Here is a 23,203-nt window from a genome sequence, read left to right as displayed (position 1 = left end):
GATATGAGCCAAGCCTTAAACGAAATCGCAGAACTGGCCAGCCTAAAGCTGTCACAAGAAATCACAAGTTTTGAGATCTTGAACGGCGAGTTGATCTTTCACGCGCGCCGTGATGCGATTTGCAAGGTCCTGACCTTCCTGCGTGATGATGCAAACTGTCACTTCAAGGTTCTGGTTGACGTCTGCGGTGCAGATTATCCAAACCGTGAAGAGCGTTTTGACGTCGTCTACAACCTTCTGTCCATGAGCCATAACCTGCGCGCCCGCGTAAAGGTAACGACTGATGAAGATACGCCTGTCCCGAGTGTGACGGGTGTTTTCAGTTCTGCCAACTGGTTTGAGCGTGAGACTTGGGATTTGTACGGTATTTATTTCAATGAACATCCTGACTTGCGTCGCATCATGACCGACTACGGTTTTGAAGGCCATCCGTTGCGTAAAGACTTCCCGCTGACAGGGTATGTCGAGCTGCGTTACGATGACGAACAAAAACGTGTTGTCTATGAACCCGTCAAACTGACACAGGACTTCCGTAGCTTTGACTTCCTCTCCCCTTGGGAAGGTCTGCAAGGTGTCTTGCCCGGTGATGAAAAAGCGGAGGGCAATGCCTAATGTCTGAAAATCAGATTAAAAACTACAACCTCAACTTCGGCCCGCAACACCCGGCAGCACACGGCGTGTTGCGTTTGGTGCTTGAGCTTGATGGGGAGATTGTAGAACGTGCAGACCCGCATATCGGTCTTCTGCACCGTGGTACTGAAAAACTGCTGGAAAACAAAATCTATCAACAAGGTACACCGTACTTTGACCGTTTGGATTACGTGGCCCCGCAAAACCAGGAACACGCTTTCTGTTTGGCAATTGAAAAGCTGACAGGCATGGAAGTGCCAAAACGTGCACAATATATCCGCGTGCTGTTTGCCGAAATCGGCCGTATTCAAAACCACCTGATGAACGTCTGTTCCTACGCGATGGACGTCGGTGCGATGACACCGTTCCTTTGGGGTTTTGAAGAACGTGAAGTGCTTTACGAATTCTGCGAACGGGCCTGTGGCGCGCGTATGCACATGAACTACTTCCGTCCTGGCGGTGTCGCACAAGACATTCCCGCAGGTCTGACAGATGATGTCCGTGCCTGGGCAGAACGTTTCCCGAAAGTCGTGAAAGATATTGAAACACTGTTGACTGAAAACCGTATTTTCCGTCAGCGTACCGTTGATATCGGCGTCATCACTTACGAAGAAGCACAGGACTGGGGTTTCTCCGGCCCGAACATTCGTGGCAATGGTGTGCCATGGGATTTGCGTAAAGCACAGCCTTACGATTCTTATGAAGAGTTTGACTTCGACATTCCGGTCGGGAAGGGTAAAAACGACTGTTACACCCGTTATTACCTGCGCGTCCTGGAAATGTACGAGACGTGTAAAATCATTTTGCAAGCCTGTGACAAACTGGACGCTTGTGTCGGTGAGCCGATCAAATGCGTGGACAACAAATATTCTCCGCCCAAACGTGCAGAGATGAAAACGTCCATGGAAGCGTTGATCCACCACTTCAAACTCTTTACCGAAGGGTTCAAGGTCCCTGCTGGGGAAACTTATACAGCCGTTGAAGCGCCGAAAGGCGAGTTTGCGGTTTATCTGGTTTCCGATGGGTCCAACAAACCTTATCGCTGTCACATCCGCGCGCCGGGCTTTGCCCACTTGCAGGCCATGGATTTCTTATCCAGAGGTCATATGCTTGCTGATATTACGGCTAATATCGGTTCGCTTGATATCGTTTTCGGTGAGATTGATCGATGAGCAATATGAATATTCAACAACCGGATAGTTTCGAGTTTACGCCGGAAAATCTGGAACTTGCCAAGCACCACATTGCCAAGTATCCGGAAGGTAAACAACAAAGTGCCTGTATGCCTTTGCTCGACCTTGCACAACGCCAATATGGCTGGTTGCCGGTCGCTGCGATGGACAAGGTTGCTGACATGCTGGGCATGGCCCCTGTGCGCGTCTACGAAGTCGCCACATTCTATACCATGTTCAACAAAGAGCCTGTCGGCAAACATCATGTACAGGTTTGTACCAACATTTCATGCTGGTTGCGTGGGTCTGACGACATCGTCAAGGCCGTACAAGATGCAGCGGACATCCAAACGGGGGAAACATCGGCTGATGGCCTGATTACCCTTTGGGAAGTCGAATGTCTTGGTGCCTGTTCCAACGCGCCGATGATGCAAATCAACGACGATTATTTTGAAGACCTGACGGCAGAAGATACGACGCGGATCATCAACGACCTGCGCAGCGGTAAAGAGCCAACACCGGGTCCGCAAAATGGTCGTACAGGTGCAGCACCGCTAGGTGAACTGACCAGCTTGACGGGAGATGCTTAATGCTTAGTGATAAGGATCGCATTTTCACGAATATCTATGGCCTTAAGGATAAGTCCCTTAAAGGCGCGCAATCTCGCGGCTGCTGGGATGGCACCAAAGGTATTCTTGAAAAAGGCAGAGATTGGATCATCGACGAAATGAAGGCTTCCGGTCTTCGTGGTCGCGGTGGTGCAGGGTTCTCAACCGGTATCAAATGGAGCTTCATGCCCAAAGAACTGGGGGATCGTCCGCACTATCTGGTCATCAACGCCGATGAAGGCGAACCGGGGACCTGTAAAGACCGTGAGATCATGCGTAATGACCCTTACACATTGATCGAAGGCGCGTTGATCGCTTCCTTCGCGATGCAGGCTCATGCTTGTTACCTCTACATCCGTGGTGAATTTGTCCGCGAAGCAGAAGCTTTGCAGGCGGCTGTTGATGCCTGTTACGAAGCCAAGCTGATTGGCCCGAACAACATCCATGGCTGGGACTTTGATTTCTACGTTCACCGTGGGGCAGGGGCTTACGTTTGTGGGGAAGAAACGGCCCTCATCGAGAGTCTTGAAGGCAAAAAAGGCCAACCGCGCCTGAAGCCGCCATTCCCGGCGGGATCGGGTCTTTATGGCTGCCCGACAACGGTAAACAACGTTGAATCTATCGCCGTTGCCCCGGAAATCCTGCGCCGTGGCGCAAGCTGGTTTGCCGGTATCGGTCGTGAAAACAACAGCGGAACCAAGCTTTATGGTATTTCCGGTCACGTGGAACGTCCTTGCGTTGTCGAAGACGCCATGGGCATCACACTTCGTGAACTGCTGGAAAAACACTGTGGCGGCGTCATCGGCGGATGGGACAACCTGATGGCTGTCATCCCCGGCGGCTCTTCTGTTCCGGTGATGAACAAAGAACAGTGCGACACGGCGATCATGGACTTTGACGGCCTGCGGGAACATGGCTCCGGCCTTGGTACCGCAGCGGTAATCGTGATGAAGAAAAACACAGACATCATCAAGGCGATTTCCCGCCTGTCTGATTTCTACACCCACGAAAGCTGCGGTCAGTGTACACCTTGTCGTGAAGGCACCGGTTGGTTGTCACGCATGATGAAGCGTATGGTTGTCGGCAATGCAACAGTTGAAGAAATTGATCTTCTGGAAGCGGTTACCCGCCAAATCGAAGGTCACACCATCTGTGCGTTGGGGGATGCTGCGGCATGGCCTGTTCAGGGCCTGATCAAGCACTTCCGTCCGGAAATTGAAGCTCGTATTGCAGCCTATAACGCTGCAAAGAACTCAGCAGCTTAGGAGAGAGACAAGAATGCCCAAGCTGACAATTAACGGTAACGAAATCGAAGTCGATAACGGCCTCACAGTGCTACAAGCCTGTGAAATCGCCGGGATCGAAATTCCGCGTTTCTGTTACCATGAGCGTCTATCCATTGCAGGTAACTGTCGTATGTGCCTCGTCGAGATGGAACGCGCCCCAAAATTGATCGCCTCTTGTGCGATGCCGGTCGGGGAAGGGATGGTCATCCACACGGATAACGAAAAAGTTCGCAAAGCACGTGAAAACGTGATGGAACTTCTTCTGATCAACCACCCGCTTGACTGTCCGATCTGTGACCAAGGTGGGGAATGTGACCTGCAAGACCAAGCCATGGCTTATGGTGGCGATAAAGGTCGTTACAGCGAAGAAAAACGCGCGGTAAAAGAAAAAGACTTCGGTCCGATCATCCGTCCGTTCATGACCCGTTGTATTCACTGTACCCGTTGCGTACGCTTCACGGAAGAAGTCGCCGGCACCTCTGATCTATGCGGGACTTTCCGCGGTGATCACACAGAGATCGGCACTTACGTTGAAGGCGCGGTTAAAACAGAACTGGCTGGTAACCTTGTTGATCTCTGCCCTGTTGGGGCTTTGACCAGCAAACCTTACAGCTACACAGCCCGTCCGTGGGAATTAAAGAAAACGGAAAGCGTTGACGTCTTTGACGCTGTCGGCACCAACATTCGTGTTGATAGCCGCGGCAACGAAGTGATGCGCGTTCTGCCCCGCCTGAACGAGGAAGTGAACGAAGAGTGGCTGGCGGACAAAGGCCGTTACGCCATTGACGGTTTGAAAACACAACGTCTTGATCGCCCCTATGTGCGCAAAGACGGCAAACTGACAGCCGCAAGCTGGGATGAAGCCTTCGCTGCGATCGCCAAAAAACTTGACGGCCTTGACGGCAGCAAGTTTGCTGCGGTTGCGGGTGATATGGTTGATGCAGAATCCATGTTCGCCCTGAAGCTCTTGGCGGAAAGCCTGGGCTCTGGCAACACGGATTGCCGTCAGGACGGTGCAAAGTACGACCCTGCGATTCGTGCAAGCTACCTGTTCAACACCACCATCGAAGGCATCGACGAAGCGGATGCGTGTTTAATCATTGGCTCCAACACCCGTTGGGAAGCGCCGATCATCAACGCACGTCTTCGCAAACGCTACACAAAAGGCGGCTTCAAAGCGGCTCTGGTCGGTGAAGCGGTTGATCTGACATTTGGCTGCGAGCATCTGGGCGAAACGGCAGACATTCTGGCTGCGATTGCCGGTGGGACACACCCGTTTGCAGACGTGCTGAAATCTGCTGAAAAACCGATGTTGATCTTGGGGCAAGGTGCTCTGACACGTGCCGACAGCCCTGCGATCCTTGAAATTGCCAAGCAAATTGCGGACAAATACGGTCTTGTGAGTGGTGAATGGAACGGCTTTAACGTCCTTCACACCGCCGCAGCCCGCGTTGGCGGCCTTGAAATGGGCTTTGTCCCAGCAAAAGGTGGCTTGGACGTTGCCGCTGTTGAAAATGGCGAGGCGGAAGTTGTTTACCTGTTGGGTGCGGATGAACTGAATACATCCAAACTTGATAAATCCTTCGTGATCTATCAAGGTCATACAGGGGATGCGGGCGCACAATGTGCAGACGTAATCCTGCCGGGTGCGGCTTACACCGAAAAAGACGGCATGTACGTCAATACGGAAGGTCGTATGCAGTATGGCTTTAAAGCGGTCTTCGCACCGGGTGAAGCCAAAGAAGACTGGACGATCCTACGTGCCTTGTCTGGCGTCATCGGTAAGACTTTGCCGTTTGATAGTATCGAGCAGCTGCGTGCCAAATTGGCAGAAGTCAGCCCGACCTTTGCAAATCCTGAAGAAATTCAGCCTGCGAAATGGGAAGATTTCGGAACCAAAGGTGATCTGGAGGCAACAGCCCTGACATCGCCTATTCGCAACTATTACATGACAGACCCGGTCAGCCGTGTTTCTAAAACAATGGCGGAATGTACCGAGGTTCTGGTTAACCCACAGCAAAGGACTGGTACAAATGGCTGAGTTCTGGGACGGCTATCTCTGGCCCACGATCTGGACTGTCATTAAGATCGTAGCCATCGTCTTGCCGGTTATGCTTAGTGTAGCATACCTGACACTGGCGGAGCGTAAAGTCATCGCCTCTATGCACCTGCGTCGCGGCCCCAACGTTGTTGGTCCGTGGGGTCTATTGCAGCCTATGGCGGACGGCTTGAAACTTTTCCTCAAGGAAATCGTCATTCCGACAGGGGCAAGCCGCGGTGTATTCATTATCGCACCGATGCTGACGCTCATTCTGGCCTTGATCGCTTGGGCGGTTATTCCGTTCAGCGAAACCATGGTCCTGTCGAATTTGAATGTGGGTGTTCTGTATCTGTTTGCCGTCTCTGGTCTGGGTGTTTACGGCATCTTGATGGCGGGCTGGGCCTCAAACTCCAAATATGCGTTTTTGGGCTCCCTGCGTTCTGCGGCACAAATGGTTTCCTATGAAGTCTCTATGGGCTTCATCATCATCACCGTGCTTGTCTTCACAGGTTCCTTGAACCTCGTTGACATTGTAAAGGCGCAGGAAGATGTCTGGTTTATGTTCCCTCTCTTCCCGTTCGCAGTGATGTTCTTCATTTCCTGTGTGGCGGAAACAAACCGTCACCCGTTCGACCTTCCTGAAGCGGAAGCCGAATTGGTTGGGGGCTATAACGTGGAATATGGCGGGATGGCGTTCGCGCTGTTCTTCCTAGGTGAATATGCCAACATGATCATGATGTCTGCTTTCACAGCAGTTCTTTTCATGGGCGGCTGGTTGCCACCGTTTGAATTCCTGTCCTTTATACCGGGTCCGATCTGGTTGATCTTGAAGATTTGCTTCTTGCTCTTTGTCTTCATCTGGTTGCGTGCGGCTTATCCGCGTTATCGTTATGACCAGTTGATGCGTCTGGGCTGGAAAGTCTTCCTGCCGTTGTCTTTGGCAGGTGTCATCATCGCGTCGGGTGTTGCCGTTTACGGCGGCTTTGCCCCCGGTTTGCAGTAAGGAGAACGTGACATGAGTTTAGCAAAAACAGCCCGCGCGTTTATCCTCAAAGAACTACTAGCCGGTTTGTGGATCACATTCCGCTACATGTTCAAACCGAAGGTAACTTTGAACTATCCGTTCGAGAAAGGCCCGTTGTCACCCCGTTTTCGTGGGGAACACGCCCTTCGTCGTTACCCCAACGGGGAAGAACGCTGCATCGCCTGTAAATTGTGTGAAGCAATTTGCCCGGCGCAAGCCATCACCATCGAAGTTGAACCGCGCAGCGACGGCTCTCGTCGTACCACGCGCTATGACATCGACATGACAAAATGTATCTACTGTGGCTTCTGCGAAGAAGCCTGTCCCGTAGATGCGATTGTCGAAGGTCCAAACTTCGAATTCGCCACCGAAACCCGTGAAGAGCTTATGTACGATAAAGATAAGCTGCTTGCGAACGGTGAGCGTTGGGAAACAGAACTCGCTGCCCGCATCTCTCTCGATGCGCCGTATCGTTAAGAATGAGGGTAGGGGAAGTATAATGAATTTATTTTTTAATGTCCTGAATAGCCGAGTTATCGGCCAGGGGGTCGTATGATAGTACAAGCATTGGCTTTCTATCTTTTTGCAGCAGTGACCGTTGCCAGCGCCGTGATGGTTATCACGGCAAAGAACCCGGTTCACTCTGTCCTGTTCCTCGTCCTTGCCTTTTTCAACACCGCAGGCCTCTTTGTCCTGATGGGGGCTGAATTTTTGGCAATGTTGTTGGTTGTTGTCTATTGCGGCGCCGTTACGGTTCTGTTCCTGTTCGTTGTGATGATGCTTGACATCAACTTCGTGGAGCTGCGCCAAGGTTTCCTGCAATATCTGCCTTTGGGCGCAACCATCGGGATCATCCTTTTGGCTGAACTTGCTGTTGTTATGGGGGGCTGGCATTTTGCGCCCGAAGCCGCGAAAGCGGGGGCCGCGCCAATACCTGCCATTGAAACCATGACAAACACACATGCATTGGGTGCGGTGCTTTACACAGATTACATCTACTTGTTCCAGGCTGCTGGTCTTGTGCTGTTGGTGGGGATGATCGGTGCGATCGTCCTGACTCACCGCAAACGTACAGGTGTCCGTCGTCAGGTGATCGCCGATCAGGTGAACATCGACGTTAAAGACGTTGCCGAGTTCAAGAAAGTAGAAAGCGGAAAGGGTGTGTAATGTTTGAAATTGGTCTTTCACATTATCTGAGCGTTGCAGCCATCCTTTTCACTTTAGGTATTCTCGGTATTTTTCTGAATAAGAAAAACGTTATCGTAATCCTGATGTCTGTGGAATTGATCCTGCTGGCTGTCAATATCAACTTGGTGACCTTCTCGACCCATCTGGGCGATCTGGTCGGCCAAATCTTCTCGATTTTCGTTCTGACTGTCGCGGCTGCGGAAGCTGCGATCGGTCTGGCGATCCTTGTCATTTTCTTCCGTAACCGTGGCTCTATCGCGGTCGAAGATATCAACGCGATGAAGGGGTAGGTAAGCTATGTATACTGCTGCTATTTTCCTGCCACTCGTTGGCTTTTTGATCGCGGGCTCGCTTGCGCTCTTTACGCCGGAAGACGAGAAAAAGCGCAAAGCAAACGACCGTCTGGCACAAATTGTGACCTGTAGCGGCCTGTTGATTTCTGCGGCTTTGGCAATTGCAATCTTCTTCGATGTTGGCCTGAACGGAAACGCGAAGACGGTGGAACTGTTTACATGGATCCAGTCCGGTGACTTTAACGTTTCTTGGGCTTTGCGCTTTGATACCCTGACAGCGGTTATGATGATCGTTGTCACCGGTGTTTCTTCCATGGTGCACGTTTACGCCTGTGGCTATATGTCTCATGACCCGCAAATTCCGCGTTTTATGGCGTACCTCAGCCTCTTTACCTTCTGTATGTTAATGCTGATCACAGCGGACAACCTGCTGCAACTGTTTTTCGGTTGGGAAGGTGTGGGCCTTGCGTCTTACCTGTTGATCGGTTTCTGGTATCAAAAACCATCTGCCAACGCTGCTGCGATCAAAGCCTTTTTGGTTAACCGCGTCGGTGACTTTGGTTTCTCTCTTGGTATTTTTGCAACCTTCCTGTTGTTCGGCACCGCTGATTTCGACACGATCTTTGCGGCAGTACCAGGACAGGCTGAAACAACGATTACCCTGTTCGGTGCCGAATTCCATGCCATGACAATCATCTGCCTGCTGTTGTTTGTTGGTGCCATGGGTAAATCGGCTCAGTTGGGTCTGCACACTTGGCTACCCGATGCGATGGAAGGTCCGACACCCGTGTCTGCCTTGATCCACGCAGCAACAATGGTAACGGCCGGCGTCTTCATGGTCGCGCGTCTGTCACCGATGTTTGAATATTCTGATGTTGCCTTGAGCGTTGTCACCATCGTTGGGGCAGCAACCTGTTTCTTTGCGGCGACCATCGGCTGTGTGCAAAACGACATCAAACGCGTGATTGCCTATTCCACCTGTTCCCAGCTTGGATACATGTTCTTTGCCTGTGGCGTCTCTGCTTATTCTGCAGGCGTCTTCCACTTGATGACACACGGCTTCTTTAAAGCCCTGTTGTTCTTGGGTGCAGGGTCTGTCATCCATGCGATGTCAGATGAACAGGACATGCGTAAAATGGGCGGCATCTGGAAACTGATCCCGATCACTTACGTTTTGATGTGGATTGGTAACCTTGCGCTTGCCGGTATTCCACCGTTTGCGGGTTATTTCTCCAAAGATATCGTGCTTGAAGCCGCTTATGCGTCACACACATCTGTTGGGACATTCGCTTACTGGATGGGGATTGGGGCAGCCTTTATGACAGCCTTCTATTCTTGGCGTCTGTTGTTTATGACCTTCCACGGTAAACCGCGTGCAAACGACACGGTTATGGCACACGTCCATGAAAGCCCGAAGATCATGATCTTGCCCTTGATCCCGCTTGCAGGTGGTGCGTTATTTGCTGGTTGGCTCGGGTATGAAAACTTTGTTGGCCACAATGCTACCGAGTTCTGGAACAATGCGATCTTAATCCTGCCGTCCCACCCGGGTCTGGAAAATGCTCACCACGTGGCAGCTTGGGTTAAGTATCTGCCGCTTGTTGTTGGTCTCATCGGGATCAGCCTTGCCTATGTGCTCTATATCGCAGCACCGGGCATTCCGGCGAAACTCGCTTCCACTTTCAACGGGCTTTACAAGTTCCTGCTCAACAAATGGTACTGGGATGAACTCTATGACTTCCTGTTTGTCCGTCCGGCCTTCTATCTGGGTCGCGGCTTCTGGAAAGCAGGCGATGAAGAACTGATCGATGGTGTTGGTCCTAACGGCTTTGCCCGTGCGACCAAAGCACTCGCAGGGAAAACATCGCGACTACAAACCGGCTACCTCTACCACTATGCGTTCGTCATGCTGGCAGGTGTTGCTCTCCTTGTAACCTGGTATCTCTTTACGAAGGGCTGAAAGTAAGATGAGTAATATTCCTCTTCTCAGTGTTATCACCTTTCTGCCTCTCGTAGGTGTGGCTATGATCCTCTTGCTGGTTCGTGGCGACGTAAAAGGTGAGAGCAAGCAGGCAAAAAACATTGCCTTATTAACTTCTGTTGCAACATTCGTGATCTCCTTGGGGATCTGGTTCAACTTCGACACATCAACCGCTGACTTCCAGTTTGTTGAAAAAGCGGCTTGGTTGCCGGGCGTGGGTGTGAATTACCACATGGGTATCGACGGCATTTCCATGCTGTTCGTGCTTCTGTCCACTTTGCTGACACCGATTTGTATCCTGTCAGCTTGGGACGCGGTCACCAAACGTGCCAAAGAATATATGATCTCTTTCCTCATTCTTGAGACCATGATGATCGGTATGTTCTGTGCCTTGGACATGATGCTGTTCTACATCTTCTTTGAAGGTGTGCTGATCCCGATGTTTATTATCATCGGTGTCTGGGGTGGCCAAAACCGTATCTATGCAGCTTTCAAGCTGTTCCTTTACACATTGCTTGGTTCTGTATTGATGCTGGTTGCGATGCTCGCCATGTATTGGGATGCAAACACGTTTGATATCCCGACCTTGATGACGCATACCTTCCCGGCCCAAATGCAAACGTGGCTGTGGTTGGCGTTCTTTGCTTCCTTCGCAGTAAAAGTTCCAATGTGGCCTGTCCACACTTGGTTGCCGGATGCCCACGTACAAGCTCCGACAGCGGGTTCCGTTATTCTGGCGGGTGTACTGTTGAAAATGGGTGGCTACGGCTTCCTGCGTTTCTCCATCCCGATGATGCCGCTGGCGAGTGCGGATTTCACGCCGCTGATCTACACTTTGTCGATCATTGCCGTGATCTACACTTCCTTGGTTGCGCTTGTGCAAGATGATATGAAGAAGCTGATCGCTTATTCATCTATCGCACACATGGGCTTTGTGACCATCGGTGCCTTTACAGGCAACGTCCAAGGGATCGAAGGTGCAATCTTCACCATGCTGAGCCACGGTATCGTATCTGCGGCACTCTTCCTCATTGTGGGTGTGATCTATGATCGTATCCATACGCGTGAGATTGCAGCTTACGGTGGTTTGGTTGAACGTATGCCCAAATATGCAGTGGTCTTCATGTTGTTCATGATGGCTTCTGTCGGCCTGCCGGGTACCTCCGGTTTCGTCGGCGAAGTTTTGGTCCTCGTTGGGGTCTTTCAGGTTGATCAATGGGTGGCTGCTTTGGCAGCAACCGGTGCGATCCTGGGTGCGGCTTATTCGCTGTACCTCTATCGTCGCATCGTCTTTGGGGCGCTGAAGAAAGAGAGCCTCAAGGCCATTTTAGATATGAACAAACGCGAAGTGCTGGTTTTCGCACCGCTGATCATCTTGACACTGTATGCTGGTGTATACCCGCAGCCGTTCCTTGATGTGATGCATGCATCTGTCGAAAACCTCGTCAACAACTACCATGCTGCTGTGGACGCTGCGAGCGCCCAAGTAGCTGTGCAATAGGAGTAGGCATCCATGAGTGAGCTTCCAAATCTCACCCCGGCCTTGCCGGAACTTTTCATGGCAGCTGTTGCATTGACTCTCTTAATGGTCGGTGTATTCATGAAAGGGGAGGCGAAGAAAGTAACACGTTTCGTTTCTTACCTTGCCACCGGCGCTATGATTTTGGCCTTGTTGTTGGTGACGGCATTCAGCACAACAGCAGGCACAACCTTTAACGGCCTGTTTATTACAGGTGCCTTTCCGGCCTTTGCCAAGGTGCTGATCCTTGGTGCAAGCGCCCTGACCCTGCTGATGTCCCGCGATTTCTTTGAAAATGCGCGCGTCAGCCGTTTCGAATACCCGGTACTAGCGATCTTGGCCACATTGGGTATGATGATGATGGTTTCTGCAAACGATCTCATTGCACTTTACATGGGTCTGGAATTGCAATCCCTGTCTTTATACGTGATGGCTTCCATCATGCGTAACGACCTGCGATCCACTGAATCTGGCCTTAAGTACTTCGTCCTTGGCGCGTTGGCCTCCGGTATGCTGCTGTACGGGTCAAGTCTGGTCTACGGTTTTGCCGGTACAACAAACTTTGAAGCGATGGCAGAACTGTTTGCCCACGAACAAGGCGTACATGGCCCAAGCGTAGGTCTGATCTTCGGGATCGTCTTCGTGATGGTTGGTCTGGCATTTAAAGTTTCTGCTGTACCGTTCCACATGTGGACACCGGACGTGTACGAAGGTGCGCCGACACCTGTGACAGCTTTCTTTGCGACTGCACCTAAAGTGGCGGCCTTGTCTCTGTTTGTCTTTGTGATGATGGGGGCCTTCGGTGACCTGGCGGCACAATGGCAACAGATCGTGATCTTTATCTCCGTTGCTTCCATGGCGCTTGGGGCTTTTGCCGCGGTTGCCCAAAGCAACATCAAGCGTCTGATGGCATATTCTTCCATTGGTAACGTCGGTTACATGTTGATCGGTCTTGCTGTTGGCGGCGCTGTCGCACATGGTGTCGAAACCCAACAGAACGGCATCGAAAGTATGCTGGTTTATCTGACAATCTATGTTGTCATGACACTGGGAACTTTCGGCTGTATCCTTGCGATGAAACGCAGCGGTACACACGTTGAAAACATCAATGATCTGGCTGGCTTGTCCAAATCCAATCCTTTGATGGCAGCTGCTTTGGCGATCTTTATGTTCTCCATGGCAGGGATCCCACCGCTGGCGGGCTTCTTTGGTAAGCTTTATGTTTTCCAAGCTGCACTGGAAGCAGGTCTGGTTGTCCTTGCTGTCATTGGTGTCCTGACCTCGGTTGTCGGATGTTACTATTATATCCGTCTCATCAAGATCATGTACTTTGACGATGCGGAAGATGAACTGGATCGCAATGTCGGGAAAGAAATCAAACTGGTTGTTGCTGCGGCTGCAATCGTGATTTTGGCTTTCTTCATCTATCCTTCCCTCATCACGGATAGTGCTGCGGCTGCGGCTGCTGGCCTGTTTGCCGGATAATGGAAACGTCAGATATTTTTGACATCAAAATGCCGTCAGCTTTTCAGCTGGCGGCATTTGAGTCTGTGGACAGCACCAATGATGAATTGCGCAGACGTGCCTTAGACGGTGCGCCTGCAGGAACGGTGGTTTGTGCGCTTGAACAAACAAAGGGCAGGGGACGACGGGGGCGAACATGGGTGAGTGAACGGGGCAACCTGTTTTGTTCTATCCTGCAAAGACCTGCTGTCAGTTTAGCCGAAGCCTCCAAAATCAGTTTTGTGAGTGCACTTGCCATCCATGATGCCATCTTGGAAGCGGTCGACGGTTTTGATTGCGATGTTAAATGCAAATGGCCCAATGATGTCTTGGTTGATGGATATAAGGTTTCCGGCATATTGCTGGAATCTCAAGCCCTTCAGGGCCAAAATATGCTTGATTGGTTGATCATTGGAATCGGGATTAACCTCCATCACTCCCCCGCAGATACGCCTTATCCCAGTGGCTATATCAATGCCTATCGTGATCAGGCGTTGAGCCAAGCCCAAATGCTGGAACTGTTGCTAAAACATTTTGCACAATGGTTTGAGCGTTGGCAAAGCCTTGGTTTTCAAGCGATCCGCGAGGCATGGCTGCACCGCGCAAAAGGTATCGGGACTGAAATTGCCGTCAATCTAAGCAATGAAAAATTGATCGGCACCTTTGAAACCCTTGACCAAGATGGCGCGCTTGTCTTACAGACCAGCGAAGGAAAGCGGGTTATTACAGCTGGCGATGTGTTTTTCGAGAGATAAGGAAACGACATGCTTTTAGCAATCGATTCAGGCAACACCAACACAGTCTTTGCCGTCTTTGACAATGATGGCACCGTGTTGGGGGAATGGCGAAGTTCAACCAATGCAAACCGAACAGCGGATGAATTTGCCGTCTGGCTCTCCCAGCTCATGAGCTTTGAGGGACTTAAGGCAAAAGACATTGATAATGCGATCATCGCAACCGTTGTGCCTGCCATGCTGTTTAGCCTGCAAACGCTCTGTCGCAAGTATTTTAAGGTCGAGCCACTGATCGTTGGCGATAAAACGGTCAGTCTAGGTATCGAGGTCTTTTTGGACCGACCAGAAGAGGTGGGGGCTGACCGTCTGGTCAATGCCATCGCTGCCCATGAAATGTACCGGGGACCGCTGATCGTTATCGATTTTGGAACGGCAACAACATTTGACGTGGTTGATGAAAACGGCAACTATTGCGGCGGGGCCATTGCGCCGGGGATCAACCTCTCCTTGGAAGCATTGCATATGGCTGCGGCAAAATTACCCCGCGTTGCCATCGGTCGCCCGGAAAAAGCCATCGGCAAAGGCACGACAACGGCCATGCAATCTGGTATCTTCTGGGGATACATTGGCATGATCGAAGGTCTGACCCAACGTATGAAAGAAGAATTTGGCGCAGAAATGACGGTTATCGCGACTGGCGGCCTGTCATCCTTGTTTGCCAAATCAACAGATGTTATCCAACACAGTGACACGGAACTGACGTTGCGTGGCCTTTTGGCAATTTATAAAAGAAACAAAAACGTATGAGTAAACAAGAATTCCTTTTCCTTCCCCTCGGTGGTACCGGTGAAATCGGTATGAACCTTAACCTTTATGGCTATGGCAAGCCGGAGGAAGAGGAATGGATCATCGTAGATTATGGCATTACCTTTGGTGATGACACCACCCCCGGCATTGATGTGATTTTGCCGGACCCGACTTTCATTGAACAACGCCGTGACAAACTGCTCGGCATGGTCTTGACCCACGCCCACGAAGATCACATCGGCGCCTTAGCTTATATGTGGGACCGTGTGCAATGCCCGATTTATGCAACACCTTTCACCGCTACGCTGGCACGCGGCAAGCTTAAAGAGGCAGGTTTTGGTCATTTAACCGATATCGTGCGCGAAATTCCCATCGGCGGACGTTTTAATCTCGGCCCGTTTGACATCGAATTTGTTACCTTTACCCATTCTATTCTGGAACCCAATGCCCTTGCCATTCGCACGGACCAAGGTACTGTTATCCATACAGGCGACTGGAAACTGGATGACGGCCCCGTCATTGGACGTACAACCGATGTGGACCGACTTACGGCCATTGGTAAAGAAGGGGTTCTTGCCCTTGTCTGTGATTCTACAAACGTATTCACCACTGGTAAAACCGGATCGGAAGAAGACCTTGAATCCAGCCTGTCCGACCTGATCGCACAGCATCCGACAGGCAAAATCTGTGTCACCTGTTTTGCGTCCAACCTTGCGCGTCTGCACACCATCGCAGTTGCGGCGAAAGAAAATGGCCGTCAAATCGTGGTCGCAGGACGATCCTTTGCTAAAATGATGGATGCCGCACATGCCAATGGCTACATGCTGGACACCCCTGATTTTCTGGAAGAATCGCAGGCCCCTCAAATTCCTGATGACGAACTTTTGATCATCTGCACCGGCTCCCAAGGGGAACCCCGCGCAGCGCTCGCGCGTATTGCCAGTGGCAACCACAAAAACATCAGCCTTGGAGATGGCGACACGGTTATCTTTTCGTCCCGTACCATTCCGGGGAACGAGCGTTCCATCTTCCGTGTGCAGAACGAACTGGCGCGCAAGGGCTGTAAGATTATTACGTCTCATGATCATTTCGTCCACGTTTCCGGTCATCCGGCGCAGGACGAATTGCGCGAACTTTTCCGCCGCGTCCACCCCGATATTGCCATTCCGGTCCATGGGGAGTTTCGCCACCTGCAAGCCCACGCCGCCTTGGCGGAAGAATGTGGTGTGGAGAAAACATTCGTCATTGAAAATGGCAATGTGATCAAACTCGATAAAGATTCCCCCTGTATCATTGATGACGTCCCGACAGGTCGCCTTGCTTGGGAAGGGAAACGCGCTGTTCCCCTCACATCCGAGGTGGTCCAGACCCGCAAACGAGCCTTGTTTAACGGGTCTTGTGTGGCCTCTGTCGTTGTTGATAAAGACGGGATGATCTTGTCAGACCCGATTGTCACCACAGAAGGGTTGCTTGATCCGGAGGCTGATGACGACTTGTGGGATCAGCTGTTTGAGATTATCTATGATACAGTTGAAAAATTGCCCAAACGTGATCGCAAAGACGATGACGTCCTAGAAGAAAGTCTGCGCTTGAACGTCAGACGATGGTTTCGCACTAACTTTGGCAAACGTGCCATTACTCATATCCATTTGATCCGCATATAGGAGTCACTAAATGATCGGACGTTTAAACCATATCGCCATTGCCGTGCCAGATTTGGAAGCTGCTTCCAAAACCTATTCCCAAACATTGGGGGCCAAAGTCAATCCGCCACAGGACGAGCCGGACCACGGCGTGACCGTTGTGTTTGTTGAACTGCCAAACACCAAGGTTGAACTGCTGCACCCGCTTGGTGAAAATTCACCGATCCAAGGCTTCCTTGATAAAAACCCGGCTGGTGGTATTCATCACATCTGTTACGAAGTGGACGATATCATCGCTGCACGTGACAAGCTGCAAGCTGAAGGCGCGCGCGTTTTGGGGTCTGGTGAACCAAAGATCGGTGCCCATGGCAATCCCGTCCTTTTCCTCCACCCCAAAGACTTTAACGGGGCTTTGGTTGAGCTGGAACAAGCCTAATCCAACAGATCAAGCCCCTGTGTAAACAGGGGCTCTTTCTTTTCCCTATCAGACGAGACACACATGACATTTGGTCAAACAGAAGGCATCCTGCTCGCTGCGTTTATCGCCCTTTGGTGGCTGTTCTATTTCAGGCTAAAGATGCGTGCCGACCAAAAGTATATGAAAAGCGAACAAGCAGAAAACTCTCTCCCCTGTATGGGCTGTCTTGTCACCCAAGCTGCCATGGCTGCTGCAGCCGTTCTCGCCATCTTTTACGGGGCTTATGCGGGTGGGTTTATCAGCATCAACCGATAAGTTTTAGGTTCCCGCAAAACATTTCAAGACTTTACCTGTTTCCACCCCAAGGACGGAGCGCACATAATAAGGCGCAACGTCTTGGCCATCGATCGCATTAAAACCGGGGAAATAGGGACCGTAGTCGGGTAGGGACTCTGTCAAAACCGTGGGGCTAACCACATTGATCCGCAATCCGCGTGGCAATTCCGTCGCCACAGCCATCACAAATTTTTCAACGGCTCCATTTGTTGTCGATGCACTCACCCCAAATTTGATCGGAATGTCAGACAGAATGCCCGTCGTCAGAGTGATACTGCCGTTGTCTGTCAGGTAATCCGCAGCAACACGGGTTAAATTTATCTGTCCCATCATTTTGCTGTTAATACCGACCTGCCATTCCTCTTGCGTCATATCCATAAAGTTATTGAATGACGCCGCGCCCGCTGTATTGATAACCGCATCGACGTGGCCAATTTTGTCGAATATCTCGCGGATGGACTGAATGTCGGTCAGATCCACCTGAAAGTCACCACGCGTTTGTCCAATGCTAATCACCTCATGATCCGCTTGCAGCGCCTTGACCACATGCTGACCGATTGTTCCCGGTGCACCAAAAATCGCAATTTTCATTTCATATCTCCATTTGGATGAATTTCTTGTATGAAAGTTACATTAATGGATTTAAAACGAATGATAAGACACAGTATATAGCTTCACTGTTTACAAAATAGATTTAATTATGAATTTAACGCACCTCCAAACATTCTATAAAGTCGCACAACTGGGCGGCTTTTCTGCGGCTGCTGACGCTCTGCTGGTTTCCAAGGGAATGATTTCACGCCATGTCCAAGCGTTGGAGGCAAGTTTAAACACGCGCCTGTTTCACCGAACGACACGTAAAGTCACTCTCACAGAAGCGGGGCAAAGGCTCTTTGATAAAGCAGCTGAGATCGAAAGGCTGAGCCTAAACGCCACCCGCGAGATCAAAGATTTGACGCAAGAAAGAAGTGGCAGTTTAAAGTTCACCGCCCCCCATGAGCTTGGACGCACCATCTGCCGGGATGTTATCCCTGAATTTGCGAAAGCCTTCCCCAATGTCGAGATCTCCCTCAAATTCGGGGCGGAAGAAAGTGATATCGAATTTGGCACCTATGATATTGCCTTGCGCGCTGTTGATCACTTACCGGACAATGTCATCGCCCGTTCATTTGGTACCACACGCAATATTTTGGTGGCATCCACAGACTATCTTGCAGGACGAATGCTCACTCAACCGCGAGATTTATTTTCTCATTCAGCTATTCTTAGCAACCATCAGCCAAGTTGGAACAATTGGTTTTTACAATCGGCCCAAACCGGAGAAACGATCGAAATCGCCATGGGTGGACAGATATCAGCAGCAGACTATGCTCCACAAATGGAGCTGGCCTGCCAGGGGCTAGGGATCGCCAACTTACCTTTTCAACAGGTTGCGCCCCTGATAAGGGAAGGGCATTTGGTTCACATTTTACCCAACTGGTCCTGCCCGCGCCATCGGGTGCATCTGCTGTATGCCAAGCAACGCCATACATCCGAGAAGATACGCGGTTTCAACGACTTATTATTTAAATGGAAGCACGACCACCCCGACTATTTTGTCGAAACTTAACCCTGCGTTTTCCCATAAATCCGCTTCATAACCTCCGAAGAGGCCTCCGCATGGGAAATGATTTGTTCCATCAGTCCGAGGATATACATGTTATTTGCAATAACCTGCTGAACTTCCGGACGTGGGTCAGAATGCATTTCATTGACCCGCGCAAGGATATCCCCACGGATCATGCGAAACACATCTTCAAGGGTGTGGCCGTTTGGATTGTCTTTAGATACAAGCAATTTTGTCATTGCGTCCTCCCTTTCTTTATTGACTATATTGTATATACTCTCAGAAGATTGTACATCTTTTTAGCAACCAATCGAACACGGGTTCAGGTGTCGCCATGGTGATAAGACTTCTCCTCCTCAGCTTTTTATTCGTCCCTGCAAGCTATGCCGACGACATTGAAAATGCTGTTACAATCACGGAAAAAGAATGTCGCAAATTGATCCGTATTCACGATATCAACGGTGCGGAGTATGTGCCCGATACAGACTCACGCGGCAATAAACTTGTCCCCGCAGACCTCAATGGCGGCAATCAAATCACGCTCCCCAAAGAAATTACCTTTGATCTGGGGGTAGACCTTGCGGAAAGATATAATCTCGGCACGGGTGTTTATGGCAAAGCCGATCTTGGACAGGTTAAGGTTAAGGGGCAAAATGTTTATTGGAATGGACAAAAACTCGCCCAAACAGAAAATGACGCCATCTTAGAAGCCTGCCGCGCACAATATACAGAAAAATAACAACGATTTGATTGCGTTTATGCGCCTGTTTATCTAAAGTCGGGTCAACATTTTCAATGATCCGAGTAGTATTATGCGCCTTTCAAAATATTTCTTACCGACACTTAAAGAAAACCCGTCCGAAGCACAGATCGTTTCTCACCGTCTGATGCTGCGCGCCGGTATGATCCGTCAATCTTCTGCCGGCATCTATTCCTGGCTGCCCCTGGGCTTGCGGGTTTTGCGCAATATCGAAAAGATCGTTCGTGAAGAGCAGGATCGCGCAGGCTGTCAGGAAGTCCTGATGCCAACCATTCAGCCAGCGGAACTCTGGCAGCAATCCGGCCGTTACGACGATTACGGCAAAGAAATGCTGCGTATCCAAGACCGCCACGGTCGCGACATGCTCTACGGGCCGACCAACGAAGAACAAATCACCGAGATCGTAAAGATGGAATGTCAGTCCTACAAAGACATGCCAAAAATGCTTTACCATATCCAGTGGAAGTTCCGCGATGAAGTCCGACCCCGTTTCGGCATCATGCGTGGTCGTGAATTCCTGATGAAAGATGCCTATTCCTTCGATCTGGACTACGAGTCTTCCAAACAAGCCTACAACAAAATGTTTGTGGCGTACCTGCGTACCTTCGACCGTTTGGGCCTAAAAGGTATCCCGATGCGTGCCGACACCGGCCCGATCGGTGGTGATCTGTCCCACGAATTTTTGGTACTGGCAGAAACGGGTGAGTCCGGCGTCTTTGTTCATAAAGATGTGTTGGAATTTGATATTCCGGGTGACGATGTGGACTATGAAGGCGACTTGCAGCCCATCGTTGATAAATGGACGTCCCTTTACGCTGCCACAGACGAAAAACACGAAGAGTCTGCGGAAGCGGAACTGGGGGACAAGCTGTTGCACGCACGTGGCATCGAAGTGGGTCACATCTTCCATTTCGGCACCAAATATTCCAAGCCAATGGGCGCAACAGTGACCACACAGGAAGGGCAAGAAATTGACCTTCAGATGGGGTCTTACGGGATCGGTGTTTCCCGCCTGATTGGTGCCATCATCGAAGCCAGCCATGATGAAAACGGTATCATCTGGCCGGAAACTGTTGCCCCTTACAAAGTCGGCCTGATTAACCTGAAAGCCAGCGATGACGACTGTAACGACGCGTGTGAAAAGCTGTATGCAGAACTGAACGCCGCTGGGATCGATACACTTTATGACGACACACAAGAACGTGCAGGTGCCAAATTCAACAACATGGACCTGATCGGTCTGCCTTGGCAGGTTGTGATCGGCCCACGTGGTTTGAAAAATGGCGTTGCGGAAGTTAAGAACCGCGCAACTGGCGAGAAAGAAGAAATCGCTCTCGACCAGCTTATCGCTAAATTAAGCTAACCGAACAGGGAAAACCAGTGTTCAAAGCATTTGAATGGATGATGGCCGCCCGCTATTTGCGGGCGCGTCGTCGCGAAGGATTTGTATCAGTCATTGCGTGGTTTTCCCTTTTGGGTATAGCCCTTGGGGTTGCAACCCTCATCATCGTTATGTCCGTTATGAACGGTTTCCGCGAGGAACTGTTAAGCCGTATTCTTGGCATCAACGGACATATCAATGTCTATGGACAACAACGCGAGATTACCGACTACCCGACACTTGCCGAACAGTTGGCCAAAATTGACGGTGTCAAAACTGTCACCCCGATGATTGAAGGTCAGGTGATGGCGACCGGCAACGGTGCCTCCAGTGGTGCCATGGTGCGCGGCCTCTCACCCGAAGATTTTCAAAAACGTACATTGTTGAATGACAGCATTCAGGCAGGTTCTTTTAAACTGTTTGAACAAGGCGAGGGAATTATTATCGGGTCCCGCCTTGCAAATAAGCTCGGCTTATGGGTGGGTGACAAAATCACCCTTATTTCCCCCAAAGGCAATGTAACCGCCTTTGGTACCGTGCCACGTATGCGAGCCTATACCATCGCCGCCACGTTTGACGTGGGGATGTACGAGTACGACTCTTCATTCGTTTTCATGCCTTTAACAGCAGCGCAAAACTATTTCCGCGTCAATGGCGTCAACTACCTTGAAGTCATGACCCCGTCAGCGGAAGAAGCCGATGAAGTAACCGCCAATATCCAATACACGATGGGTCGTTATGGCCTCAATCCGGTGGACTGGAAGCGCACGAATGCAAGCTTCTTTAACGCCTTGCAAGTGGAACGCAACGTCATGTTCATGATCTTAACGCTGATCATTATCGTTGCAGCTTTCAATATCATTTCTGGTCTGATTATGCTGGTAAAAGACAAAGGCAAAGATATCGCGATCCTGCGCACCATGGGCGCAAGCCGGGGCAGCATCATGCGGATTTTCTTTATCTCCGGCGCCTCGGTGGGTGTCTTTGGCACATTTGGCGGCTTCATCCTAGGTCTCGCCTTTGCGGAAAATATCGAAACCATTCGTCGCTGGATTGAAAAACTAAGCGGGAATGATCTTTTCGCTGCGGAAATCTATTTCCTGTCCAAGCTGCCTGCGATTGTTGATTACGGCGAAGTCGGCCTTGTGGTCGGGATGGGCCTTGGCTTGTCTTTCCTCGCCACACTCTATCCCTCATGGCGTGCCGCCCGCCTCGACCCTGTGGAGGCTCTGCGCTATGAGTAATCCTGTTCTTGAACTCAAATCCCTGACACGCAGTTTCAAGCAAGGGGCAGAGGAACTTCATATCCTCAAGGAAGCAGACCTCCGGATCAATCCGGGCGAGATCGTCGCCCTTGTTGGCCCCAGCGGGGCGGGGAAATCCACCTTGCTGCAAACGGCAGGCTTACTTGAAAAGCCCGACAGTGGGGAGATCTATCTGGATGGGAATAATGCAAGTGCTTTAAAAGACGATGCGAAAACCGCTTTACGTCGGCATCATATGGGCTTTGTCTATCAGTACCACCATCTGTTGCCGGAATTTTCAGCGATTGAAAATATTGTCATCCCGCAAATGATCACCGGCAAATCCAAAAAAGAGGCCATCTTGCGTGCACAGGAATTGCTAGAAGCCGTCTCCCTTGCCAAGCGAGGCTCACACCGTCCGGCGGAGCTCTCAGGCGGAGAACAGCAGCGTGTTGCGATTGCCCGTGCCCTCGCCAACAAGCCAAAGCTGTTGCTCGCGGATGAGCCAACAGGCAACCTTGACCCCACCACTTCGGATCATGTCTTTAGCCTGCTGTTAAATGAAGTTCGCAAGGAAGGACTTGCAGCCCTAATTGCAACACACAACCCAACACTTGCCGCGCGAATGGATCGCATCATTCGGCTGGAAAACGGCCATTTGGTGGAACAATAAAAAAAACGGCCCGCACATGCTGGGCCGTTTCAGATCTCTGACAAACCCCGTCAATTTTGGCGGGGTTTGTTATTTTCTATAAGGTTGTGTTTTTTTGTTCTGTTGGACATTTCTTTAAGCAGGTTGCTCCACTGCTTCATTTTCAGGCATATGTGGGCGTTCCAGTGGGTAAATATCGCCATAAAAACCTGAGACGGGCTAAGATGAGGGCGATTTTCTTGATGTTTTGGGCGGTGGCTGCCATCAAGCATTGCTCTTTCACTTTAGTCAGGCCTCTCAGACGGGCATAGCGGTGCCCATGTAGTTGTTTGGCATCAGCAAAACTGCGTTCCACAGTTTCCTTGCGCCGTTTGTAA

Annotated in this window: 25 protein-coding genes; 22 read left to right on the top strand and 3 right to left on the bottom strand. The window is 50.7% G+C overall.

The window, feature by feature from the left end; all coding sequences use genetic code 11:
* Positions 1-3: 3 nt before the first annotated feature.
* From Q397_RS0114990 to Q397_RS0114910, 17 genes are all read left to right on the top strand, one after another.
* Complete coding sequence (locus tag Q397_RS0114990) at positions 4-612, top strand: NADH-quinone oxidoreductase subunit C (protein WP_028880121.1); 609 nt, start codon at positions 4-6, stop codon at positions 610-612.
* The gene (locus tag Q397_RS0114985; RefSeq protein ID WP_028880120.1) at positions 612-1,802 is read left to right on the top strand and encodes an NADH-quinone oxidoreductase subunit D; all 1,191 of its coding nucleotides are present in this window, start codon (positions 612-614) and stop codon (positions 1,800-1,802) included. Before Q397_RS0114990 ends, Q397_RS0114985 begins: the two co-directional genes overlap by 1 nt.
* On the top strand, positions 1,799-2,392 hold the full coding sequence (gene nuoE / locus Q397_RS0114980; RefSeq protein ID WP_028880119.1) for an NADH-quinone oxidoreductase subunit NuoE: 594 nt from the start codon (positions 1,799-1,801) through the stop codon (positions 2,390-2,392). Before Q397_RS0114985 ends, nuoE begins: the two co-directional genes overlap by 4 nt.
* Complete coding sequence (gene nuoF, locus Q397_RS0114975) at positions 2,392-3,675, top strand: NADH-quinone oxidoreductase subunit NuoF (RefSeq protein ID WP_028880118.1); 1,284 nt, start codon at positions 2,392-2,394, stop codon at positions 3,673-3,675. The genes nuoE and nuoF overlap by 1 nt, the downstream gene beginning before the upstream one ends.
* 13 nt (positions 3,676-3,688) lie before the next feature.
* On the top strand, positions 3,689-5,737 hold the full coding sequence (nuoG, locus tag Q397_RS0114970; protein ID WP_028880117.1) for an NADH-quinone oxidoreductase subunit NuoG: 2,049 nt from the start codon (positions 3,689-3,691) through the stop codon (positions 5,735-5,737).
* Positions 5,730-6,740: an NADH-quinone oxidoreductase subunit NuoH gene (gene nuoH / locus Q397_RS0114965; protein ID WP_028880116.1), complete on the top strand. Its 1,011-nt coding sequence runs from the start codon at positions 5,730-5,732 to the stop codon at positions 6,738-6,740. Before nuoG ends, nuoH begins: the two co-directional genes overlap by 8 nt.
* Before the next feature lie 12 nt (positions 6,741-6,752).
* Positions 6,753-7,238 carry an NADH-quinone oxidoreductase subunit NuoI gene (gene nuoI / locus Q397_RS0114960; RefSeq protein ID WP_028880115.1) on the top strand — a complete coding sequence of 162 codons (486 nt, stop codon included), beginning with the start codon at positions 6,753-6,755 and terminating at the stop codon, positions 7,236-7,238.
* A gap of 75 nt (positions 7,239-7,313) precedes the next feature.
* The gene (locus Q397_RS0114955) at positions 7,314-7,928 is read left to right on the top strand and encodes an NADH-quinone oxidoreductase subunit J (protein ID WP_028880114.1); all 615 of its coding nucleotides are present in this window, start codon (positions 7,314-7,316) and stop codon (positions 7,926-7,928) included.
* Positions 7,928-8,239, top strand: coding sequence for an NADH-quinone oxidoreductase subunit NuoK (gene nuoK, locus Q397_RS0114950; RefSeq protein ID WP_028880113.1), 312 nt, complete (start codon positions 7,928-7,930; stop codon positions 8,237-8,239). The genes Q397_RS0114955 and nuoK overlap by 1 nt, the downstream gene beginning before the upstream one ends.
* A 7-nt stretch (positions 8,240-8,246) precedes the next feature.
* Positions 8,247-10,202: an NADH-quinone oxidoreductase subunit L gene (gene nuoL / locus Q397_RS0114945; RefSeq protein WP_028880112.1), complete on the top strand. Its 1,956-nt coding sequence runs from the start codon at positions 8,247-8,249 to the stop codon at positions 10,200-10,202.
* A gap of 7 nt (positions 10,203-10,209) precedes the next feature.
* The gene (locus Q397_RS0114940) at positions 10,210-11,724 is read left to right on the top strand and encodes an NADH-quinone oxidoreductase subunit M (protein ID WP_028880111.1); all 1,515 of its coding nucleotides are present in this window, start codon (positions 10,210-10,212) and stop codon (positions 11,722-11,724) included.
* A 12-nt stretch (positions 11,725-11,736) separates the two neighbouring features.
* Complete coding sequence (gene nuoN, locus Q397_RS0114935; RefSeq protein WP_028880110.1) at positions 11,737-13,227, top strand: NADH-quinone oxidoreductase subunit NuoN; 1,491 nt, start codon at positions 11,737-11,739, stop codon at positions 13,225-13,227.
* A 29-nt stretch (positions 13,228-13,256) separates the two neighbouring features.
* Positions 13,257-14,000: a biotin--[acetyl-CoA-carboxylase] ligase gene (locus Q397_RS0114930; RefSeq protein WP_240475081.1), complete on the top strand. Its 744-nt coding sequence runs from the start codon at positions 13,257-13,259 to the stop codon at positions 13,998-14,000.
* Between the two features lie 9 nt (positions 14,001-14,009).
* Positions 14,010-14,786 carry a type III pantothenate kinase gene (locus Q397_RS0114925; protein ID WP_028880108.1) on the top strand — a complete coding sequence of 259 codons (777 nt, stop codon included), beginning with the start codon at positions 14,010-14,012 and terminating at the stop codon, positions 14,784-14,786.
* Positions 14,783-16,450 (top strand): ribonuclease J, encoded by a 1,668-nt coding sequence (locus Q397_RS0114920; protein ID WP_028880107.1) that lies wholly within the window; start codon positions 14,783-14,785, stop codon positions 16,448-16,450. Before Q397_RS0114925 ends, Q397_RS0114920 begins: the two co-directional genes overlap by 4 nt.
* Positions 16,451-16,460: 10 nt before the next feature.
* A complete protein-coding gene (gene mce, locus Q397_RS0114915) occupies positions 16,461-16,865 on the top strand; it encodes a methylmalonyl-CoA epimerase (protein ID WP_028880106.1) in 405 nt (134 codons plus the stop codon).
* A gap of 63 nt (positions 16,866-16,928) precedes the next feature.
* Positions 16,929-17,162 (top strand): hypothetical protein, encoded by a 234-nt coding sequence (locus Q397_RS0114910; RefSeq protein WP_028880105.1) that lies wholly within the window; start codon positions 16,929-16,931, stop codon positions 17,160-17,162.
* A gap of 3 nt (positions 17,163-17,165) precedes the next feature.
* Here the strand turns inward: Q397_RS0114910 and Q397_RS0114905 are convergent, their stop codons facing one another.
* Positions 17,166-17,774, bottom strand: a complete 609-nt coding sequence (locus Q397_RS0114905) for a short chain dehydrogenase (protein ID WP_028880104.1) — start codon at positions 17,772-17,774, stop codon at positions 17,166-17,168.
* 109 nt (positions 17,775-17,883) lie between these two features.
* On the opposite strand from Q397_RS0114905, the gene Q397_RS0114900 reads away from it, so the two are divergent.
* A complete protein-coding gene (locus Q397_RS0114900) occupies positions 17,884-18,792 on the top strand; it encodes a LysR family transcriptional regulator (protein ID WP_038014193.1) in 909 nt (302 codons plus the stop codon).
* Here Q397_RS0114900 and Q397_RS0114895 read toward each other — a convergent pair.
* Positions 18,789-19,028, bottom strand: a complete 240-nt coding sequence (locus Q397_RS0114895; protein ID WP_038014191.1) for a hypothetical protein — start codon at positions 19,026-19,028, stop codon at positions 18,789-18,791. The genes Q397_RS0114900 and Q397_RS0114895 overlap by 4 nt on opposite strands.
* 95 nt (positions 19,029-19,123) lie before the next feature.
* On the opposite strand from Q397_RS0114895, the gene Q397_RS0114890 reads away from it, so the two are divergent.
* The 4 genes from Q397_RS0114890 (at position 19,124) to Q397_RS0114875 (ending at position 22,847) form a co-directional block, all read left to right on the top strand.
* On the top strand, positions 19,124-19,528 hold the full coding sequence (locus Q397_RS0114890) for a hypothetical protein (RefSeq protein ID WP_028880101.1): 405 nt from the start codon (positions 19,124-19,126) through the stop codon (positions 19,526-19,528).
* Between the two features lie 73 nt (positions 19,529-19,601).
* Positions 19,602-20,912, top strand: coding sequence for a proline--tRNA ligase (gene proS / locus Q397_RS0114885; RefSeq protein WP_028880100.1), 1,311 nt, complete (start codon positions 19,602-19,604; stop codon positions 20,910-20,912).
* Positions 20,913-20,950: 38 nt separating this feature from the next.
* Positions 20,951-22,174: a lipoprotein-releasing ABC transporter permease subunit gene (locus tag Q397_RS0114880; protein WP_038014199.1), complete on the top strand. Its 1,224-nt coding sequence runs from the start codon at positions 20,951-20,953 to the stop codon at positions 22,172-22,174.
* Positions 22,167-22,847, top strand: a complete 681-nt coding sequence (locus Q397_RS0114875; protein ID WP_028880098.1) for an ABC transporter ATP-binding protein — start codon at positions 22,167-22,169, stop codon at positions 22,845-22,847. The genes Q397_RS0114880 and Q397_RS0114875 overlap by 8 nt, the downstream gene beginning before the upstream one ends.
* A gap of 142 nt (positions 22,848-22,989) precedes the next feature.
* Here Q397_RS0114875 and Q397_RS22790 read toward each other — a convergent pair.
* Positions 22,990-23,203, bottom strand: a 214-nt coding sequence (locus Q397_RS22790; protein WP_038014190.1) for a transposase, incomplete at its 5' end; no start/stop codon positions are given.

Origin of the sequence: Terasakiella pusilla DSM 6293, from assembly GCF_000688235.1 — a bacterium.
Lineage (GTDB): Bacteria > Pseudomonadota > Alphaproteobacteria > Rhodospirillales > Terasakiellaceae > Terasakiella > Terasakiella pusilla.
This window is presented reverse-complemented; position numbering and strand designations above follow the sequence as displayed.

Bases quoted from the DNA above. Each gene is read 5' to 3' on its own strand.
- Q397_RS0114990 (WP_028880121.1), top strand. From the start codon at position 4: ATGAGCCAAGCCTTAAACGAAATCGCAGAACTGGCCAGCCTAAAGCTG.
- Q397_RS0114985 (WP_028880120.1), top strand. From the start codon at position 612: ATGTCTGAAAATCAGATTAAAAACTACAACCTCAACTTCGGCCCGCAA.
- nuoE (WP_028880119.1), top strand. From the start codon at position 1,799: ATGAGCAATATGAATATTCAACAACCGGATAGTTTCGAGTTTACGCCG.
- nuoF (WP_028880118.1), top strand. From the start codon at position 2,392: ATGCTTAGTGATAAGGATCGCATTTTCACGAATATCTATGGCCTTAAG.
- nuoG (WP_028880117.1), top strand. From the start codon at position 3,689: ATGCCCAAGCTGACAATTAACGGTAACGAAATCGAAGTCGATAACGGC.
- nuoH (WP_028880116.1), top strand. From the start codon at position 5,730: ATGGCTGAGTTCTGGGACGGCTATCTCTGGCCCACGATCTGGACTGTC.
- nuoI (WP_028880115.1), top strand. From the start codon at position 6,753: ATGAGTTTAGCAAAAACAGCCCGCGCGTTTATCCTCAAAGAACTACTA.
- Q397_RS0114955 (WP_028880114.1), top strand. From the start codon at position 7,314: ATGATAGTACAAGCATTGGCTTTCTATCTTTTTGCAGCAGTGACCGTT.
- nuoK (WP_028880113.1), top strand. From the start codon at position 7,928: ATGTTTGAAATTGGTCTTTCACATTATCTGAGCGTTGCAGCCATCCTT.
- nuoL (WP_028880112.1), top strand. From the start codon at position 8,247: ATGTATACTGCTGCTATTTTCCTGCCACTCGTTGGCTTTTTGATCGCG.
- Q397_RS0114940 (WP_028880111.1), top strand. From the start codon at position 10,210: ATGAGTAATATTCCTCTTCTCAGTGTTATCACCTTTCTGCCTCTCGTA.
- nuoN (WP_028880110.1), top strand. From the start codon at position 11,737: ATGAGTGAGCTTCCAAATCTCACCCCGGCCTTGCCGGAACTTTTCATG.
- Q397_RS0114930 (WP_240475081.1), top strand. From the start codon at position 13,257: ATGCCGTCAGCTTTTCAGCTGGCGGCATTTGAGTCTGTGGACAGCACC.
- Q397_RS0114925 (WP_028880108.1), top strand. From the start codon at position 14,010: ATGCTTTTAGCAATCGATTCAGGCAACACCAACACAGTCTTTGCCGTC.
- Q397_RS0114920 (WP_028880107.1), top strand. From the start codon at position 14,783: ATGAGTAAACAAGAATTCCTTTTCCTTCCCCTCGGTGGTACCGGTGAA.
- mce (WP_028880106.1), top strand. From the start codon at position 16,461: ATGATCGGACGTTTAAACCATATCGCCATTGCCGTGCCAGATTTGGAA.
- Q397_RS0114910 (WP_028880105.1), top strand. From the start codon at position 16,929: ATGACATTTGGTCAAACAGAAGGCATCCTGCTCGCTGCGTTTATCGCC.
- Q397_RS0114905 (WP_028880104.1), bottom strand. From the start codon at position 17,774: ATGAAAATTGCGATTTTTGGTGCACCGGGAACAATCGGTCAGCATGTG.
- Q397_RS0114900 (WP_038014193.1), top strand. From the start codon at position 17,884: ATGAATTTAACGCACCTCCAAACATTCTATAAAGTCGCACAACTGGGC.
- Q397_RS0114895 (WP_038014191.1), bottom strand. From the start codon at position 19,028: ATGACAAAATTGCTTGTATCTAAAGACAATCCAAACGGCCACACCCTT.
- Q397_RS0114890 (WP_028880101.1), top strand. From the start codon at position 19,124: ATGGTGATAAGACTTCTCCTCCTCAGCTTTTTATTCGTCCCTGCAAGC.
- proS (WP_028880100.1), top strand. From the start codon at position 19,602: ATGCGCCTTTCAAAATATTTCTTACCGACACTTAAAGAAAACCCGTCC.
- Q397_RS0114880 (WP_038014199.1), top strand. From the start codon at position 20,951: ATGATGGCCGCCCGCTATTTGCGGGCGCGTCGTCGCGAAGGATTTGTA.
- Q397_RS0114875 (WP_028880098.1), top strand. From the start codon at position 22,167: ATGAGTAATCCTGTTCTTGAACTCAAATCCCTGACACGCAGTTTCAAG.